Genomic DNA, 5,819 nt, shown 5'->3' on the forward strand with positions numbered 1-5,819 from the left:
TCAAATCTTGGGGACCAATAGATTTTGCTTGGATTGATGCTGGAACGCCCGCAGATGATGTGCGATTTGTTACCACGCTTTGGAAACACATCACCGCTGGTGGTTATCTCTGTCTGCATGAACCAACCATGACAACAACGGTTGCCCTCAATAGTGAACAACGCGTTCGCCGCGTCAGAACCCCTTTGTGGGAGGAAATTCTCTACCGCCTTGATCGATCTTATGAGGCTTTAACACTCCCAGAAAACCACAAATATCGCCAAAGTGGTCTTGGTATCATTCGCAAACGCTCCCCTGCAGAACAAATTGTACGCGCACAATCACTCCAAGCAGAACTCATAGAAATCAATGAACTGCCCATTCGCAATGATCTTTTGCCCATGGGACAAGAAACTCTTCACAAACGCAATACCCGCAATTCACTGATCTCTGCCATGACCTCACCGACATTGCGGACTGTTTACGCTGCCATTATCCTTGGTGCAAAAAATCTTTCTGATATCCTAAAAACTGTCGATTGTGATGCCAGAACCATTCATAAATCCATCAACCGTCTTTTGAATCTTGGTCTTATTCAAAATACAACAGAAGGATTTCTAGCCGAAGGAACACTCTGGAAATCACTAGAAGATAAAAATGTGCGCAAGAGAGAAAATTTAAACGACCGCCACTTAGAAACAGAAGAAATGCTGCAAAAAATTGCCCAAGCCTTTCAAAAGGAAAAAATTTATAGCGAAAGGGAAATTTCCAACATATGCAACCTCTTTACGGTAGATTTTGCCAGATTACGACGCACTCTTGTTGAGAGGGGATTTTTACAACGCCATGGTGGCAAATATCAACGCGTGCGCTAAGAAACACGAAACCTTTTGAGACAAAAATTAAAAAAAACTGAATACCTAAAGTAAAATCTGATAATCATTCTTTAAGGAATGGGTAGAACGCGCAACAACTTTGCCTTAAGACAAGAACAGTCTGGAATTACAGGGGGCGAAGAATGGATTAAAAAGATCCTTTCTCCGCTCTCTCCTCTCATAAAGAGAGTACACAGAGGGAATTTATCGTCACACAAGAGGACTTTGAAGTTGTCGAAATAAAACCTCGTTTAGGAAGAGCACAAATCGGTGAAGCACCCTGCCAAGCTCTTAACACCAATATCTACAACAGATTTTTAGAATGTGCATGTGGAAGAGAGCCTGAACTATTTTGTATAGAATTGATACCCCAAATCTGTGTAGGGCAAGTACTTCTCTATGCAAAAAAACTAGAATATTTGAGCAAATGCACTTAAAACATGCAGCGCACCAGATAACTATTCTCTCCCCATGCGCCTTACTGGGAAAAGAAATTCTTCATTTAAGAGACCAATCAGCATGTGTTGGTATTTTATTGACCACAAGAACAAATTCAGAAACAGCTCTATTAAATGCCCTCTCAGAAGCAAATAAAATAAATATTATGATCAAAAAATGAAATGTTACATAAACTCCTTCATTTCAAAGCAAGTATAAAACTCATTCTCATAACGAGTTTGCTAAGCAATGTTGGAGTCTTTATGGTTGTTCCTTTTTTAGCGATCTATTTAAGCAAATTGAATTCTCTCAGTGGGTATCATCATTGGTATTGCTTTTTGGTGTCAAAGAGCAGGCTCTCTTTTAGGAGGCATATTTTCCGATTATGTGCATATCAAAAAAAACATGCTTTTGGGTTTAGCTATAAGAATTCCAGGCTATCTTATTGTTGTTTTACGTATAACTTTTACCTCCTGCTCTTCTGCTGTGTCTTCATTGGGCTAGGAAGCAGTATATATCTTCCTGCCGCAAAATCTTTTTTAGTAAAAAACGTCTCAACAGCTGAAAAAGTTGGTATTTTATCGACAAGATTAATTTTTTCCAACATAGGAACTGCCATAGGTCCCTTGCTTGGAATGCTGATTTTCAAAGTTCATCCTCCTTTATTGTTTAGTCTTGTTGGCTTTATCTTTTGTTTGTTATTCCTTCTCAATTGTACATTAAAAAACAATCCCGATACCAACACACGCAATAAAATACATTTTTTTGATTTTAGAAAACTGCTTACAATTCATAGCTGGAAAACTTTGCGTTTTATGGCGTTATTTTCCTAAGAGCGCGCGTGCTTTTTCTGTTGCTTGTAAATCAACATTCAATCCTAAGGCAGCCGCGTGTTTGAGACAAAGTTTGAGACGATTCAATGCTTTCTCTGCTGTTGTAGCTTTTGTATGCCAAATGGGCGCAAGAACATTGCGTATTTCTGTTTGGGTAATCTCTGAAACCGGTAGACAACCTAATTTAGGGAGAATATGAAGGCGTAATGGTGTAAACCAGATTCCGTCTTTTCCATCCCCTTTTAATTCAGCTTTACGGCTTTCAAAAGCATCTAGTGCAATATCTTTTAAGTAATGGAGATTACGCATTGCTTCACGTTTTTGTTTTTCACGTTCTTTAATGGGGTCACGACCTTCACGTAAAACAGAACGCCATTGGTTTGCATATTCACGTGCTTGTTTTAAAGAGACATCTCTTAAAGCCCCCAAGCCCATTTCGCGACGACGTCCGTGAATGGTATAACGATAAAGCCATTGAGCACCTCCATCTTTACGCTTATGAAGTAACAAGCCGGCACCATCATTATATTTGCCAGCCCCCAATGTTGCGACAGATCTTGCATTAAGACGGTTCATAAGAGCCATTTTTAATCCTTTCTTATATAATTTTTACCCACACACCAGCCCCGCTTTTGACGTGCAAGCAAGTGATTTCGATTGATGCAACATACACAGATTTGAAATGAGAGAATCTTACGTTATTCGGGTTTCTCACTCAATATGAATAACGCTAAATTATCATTATAAATCAATGCCTTGCCCGTGTATATTTTTACTCTCATACAGAGAGAGTTGACAGCAAACAGACTGCTCGATAAACTCATGGAAATCAGCTTTTAACTGATAATTTTATTTTGGAGGAAGAGGGATTGTACACAAGGGGACCATCGGCACTCCCAACACATTCATTCATCCCGATATCGGTGTCATCATAAACACATGTGAATTCTCGAAACCTGTGATTTATGGAGCAGAACCAATATTAGACTATCTTCAGGGGACATAAGAATGCAAAAGAAAGATTCCTATAGCAAATCAGAAAAGTGTGTCATCTATACCGTCATTATTTCCAGTATACTTCCCTTACTAGACGGAAGTATTGTCAACGTCATTCTCCCCAAGCTCGCTCATTATTTTTCAGCGCATGAAAATAATATACAATGGGTTGTAACATCCTATTTTCTCGCTACTGTTCCTGGGCTTTTGCTAGCAGCTTTTGTACAGGGAAGCGTAGGGATTAAAAAGACTTGGCTCCTTGCAAACTTCATTTTTATGCTTGGATCACTGGGGGTAGGATTAAGCTATGACTTTCAAACCATTATATCTGCTCGTATCATTCAAGGTTTTGGAACCGGTCTTTTGTTGCCCCTAAGCCAAACCATTATTGCCTTACAATTTGGACAAGAACGGGTGCGCCAAGCCATGGGCACCATAGCCGTACCAACAGTTTTTGCTCCTGCCTTTGGTCCACTGGTAGGTGTATCACTTACTCAGTATGTATCTTGGCGCTTGTTATTTTTTATCAATATTCCGCTTATTTTCTTGGCAGTCGCCATTGGAGCAAAATATTTAAAAACCAACGAAACAGCAAAAACAAAATTTAACCTACTTGCATTTTTAGCGTTTTCCATATCCCTTATTTCATTTTTTTATCTCACAGAAGCCGCAAATAGAAACAACAACAACACCGTATATATCCTAGCACTTATAGCGGTGATCTCTCTCATATGCTTTATTGTTTTTAATCAGAACGCAAAAAACAAATTAATCGTCTTTAGCGGATTTACAAATGCACGCTACACATTGCTTATGATCATGGGGCTTATTGCTTCATTTCTTTTTTACAGCTTTATGGTTTATTTCCCATTAGCCACCACTATAGAAGAAAGCCATGAAAATAGCCTTCTCATCATCGGCGCGGTCCTTGCGCTGCAAGGGGTAGGAGCATGGATTGGAAGAAAATTTATTTACCAGAAATGGAAAGAAAAATCTCCCTTTTTCATGATCGGCATTGGTTTGGTGATATCAAGCTTTGGGTTATTATGCTTTGGCTATCATATAAGCATAGATGGACTAGGATTCTTGCTAAGAGGCGTAGGACTTGGTATTACCACCATTGTATGCCTATCCGCGCCCATCCAATATGTCAATCGTTTATACGTCAAAGATACAGCGGTTATCACACGCATATTACAGCAAATAGGCGGAGCCTTAGGGGGAGTATTTGCTGGCTATTTACTCCATTCACTGACAGAGGAATACCTTTCCTTAAATCAAACATATCTCATATTCTTCCTCTCCTCTATCTCTGCATTTTTACTGTTTTGCCTCGCACTCTCCTTATCACCTAAAGAGAAGAACTCCAATTTGTGATATATTTGTTTGAAAAACGCATAACATTTGCAATGCTCTATAAGAGATCATATAATATTTGCACTGTTAGAGACCATCAACGACCTTGCCTCAGCCTTTATCATTTTTATGAAAGCGCGCTGAACAGGCAAGCTCCTCAAGCACTAAAAAAATAAAATCCTTTTTTCAAACGACTGAATATCCTATAGTGCTTGATTGTGATTTAGTAGAAATTAAATAAGCTAAGATTGCGATTTCACACAAACGTTCTTGTGCTTCCTTGTTTTTTCCTTCATACGCGCTTAATTTTTAATGTGGTATATTCTCTTTCATTTATATCTTAGAGCTCATGGATCAGCCATAATAGAAAATTTTAGAAAAAACGTACCACGACGACCAGCATCTGAGTGTGTTCCTTCTTGAATTCTGATAAAAAATAGTTCTATTCTTACATGACATTGCCCTTTTCTTTTTTCAGGCATTCTGCCATCACCATAATATTTCACCTCTTCTATTTTCTTCTAGGATAAATTATGTGATCGTTTTACCCACTACAGTGTACAGAGTTTTTCTTTGTATTACGGATAAATATGGCAATGATCCCCTTGCCATAACATCTCTCTCATCATGGAGGTTTAGTTTTTTACCTATTGATAACACGCAATAATTCTATGGCATAACATTTGCAATTGAGTTGTTACACGCGTTTCTCCCTTCCGCGCTGCCATCTCCTTCTTCGGACCTCAGTGGGCAATTTCTGCAAAAGCAACTAGGCCCCTCTAAGGGCGTAGGATGGTCAAAAAAGGATGGGGATTGTGGTCAAGGGATGGTGCGAAGATAAGGATATATATGCGGATTGTACATAGGATAATGCAAGAGATATTGTAAAAGAAGAGGAGCTGAGCTTAGGTTTAATTTTTGAGAGTCCTTTCTGCGCATAATGACGTATCTATACGCTTTTCACCTACTCACCTTGCGTCAGAAAGAATAATGTTTGCCTACCCTATTACGCTCGATTTCGTTTCTTTCACAGCGGAGGGAAGATATACTGAGCCATCTCAGAGTGCTCACCATAAGGTCTGGTTCAAGGTAGTCCACGCCCTTAGAGCCTCAGTAAACCATACAAATGATCAGCAGATGGTGTCCACCAAAAAAGCTTGATTATTTACAAACCTGCATGAGTAGGAATCTTCATCATTTGATGATATGGGGAGAAAACCAACTTTGTAAATCAATCTCTTGACTTAATAATGGAGTAAACTCTGTCTTGGTATTTTTGCACACATTCACAAATACTATTGAGAAATCAGAGGCGCATATCCTCTCAACCCCTCGTTTTGTT

Annotated in this window: 3 protein-coding genes and 1 pseudogene; 3 read left to right on the plus strand and 1 reads right to left on the minus strand. The window is 39.1% G+C overall.

Annotated features, from left to right (window positions below):
• A partial coding sequence (locus PVV68_RS09495) for a DUF2087 domain-containing protein (RefSeq protein WP_273721851.1) occupies positions 1-854 on the plus strand: 854 nt, incomplete at its 5' end.
• A 701-nt stretch (positions 855-1,555) separates the two neighbouring features.
• A complete protein-coding gene (locus tag PVV68_RS09500; RefSeq protein WP_273721853.1) occupies positions 1,556-2,125 on the plus strand; it encodes an MFS transporter in 570 nt (189 codons plus the stop codon).
• On the opposite strand, the pseudogene PVV68_RS09505 reads toward PVV68_RS09500, so the two are convergent.
• Positions 2,117-2,710: pseudogene (locus PVV68_RS09505) on the minus strand (tyrosine-type recombinase/integrase); the annotation flags it as partial. The gene PVV68_RS09500 and the pseudogene PVV68_RS09505 sit on opposite strands and share 9 nt — an antisense overlap.
• A gap of 423 nt (positions 2,711-3,133) precedes the next feature.
• On the opposite strand from PVV68_RS09505, the gene PVV68_RS09510 reads away from it, so the two are divergent.
• Entirely contained in the window at positions 3,134-4,498 is a 1,365-nt protein-coding gene (locus tag PVV68_RS09510) for an MFS transporter (RefSeq protein ID WP_273721855.1), read from the plus strand.
• Positions 4,499-5,819 lie beyond the last annotated feature (1,321 nt).

It is taken from the genome of Bartonella sp. ML69XJBT, assembly GCF_028618515.1.
GTDB lineage: Bacteria > Pseudomonadota > Alphaproteobacteria > Rhizobiales > Rhizobiaceae > Bartonella.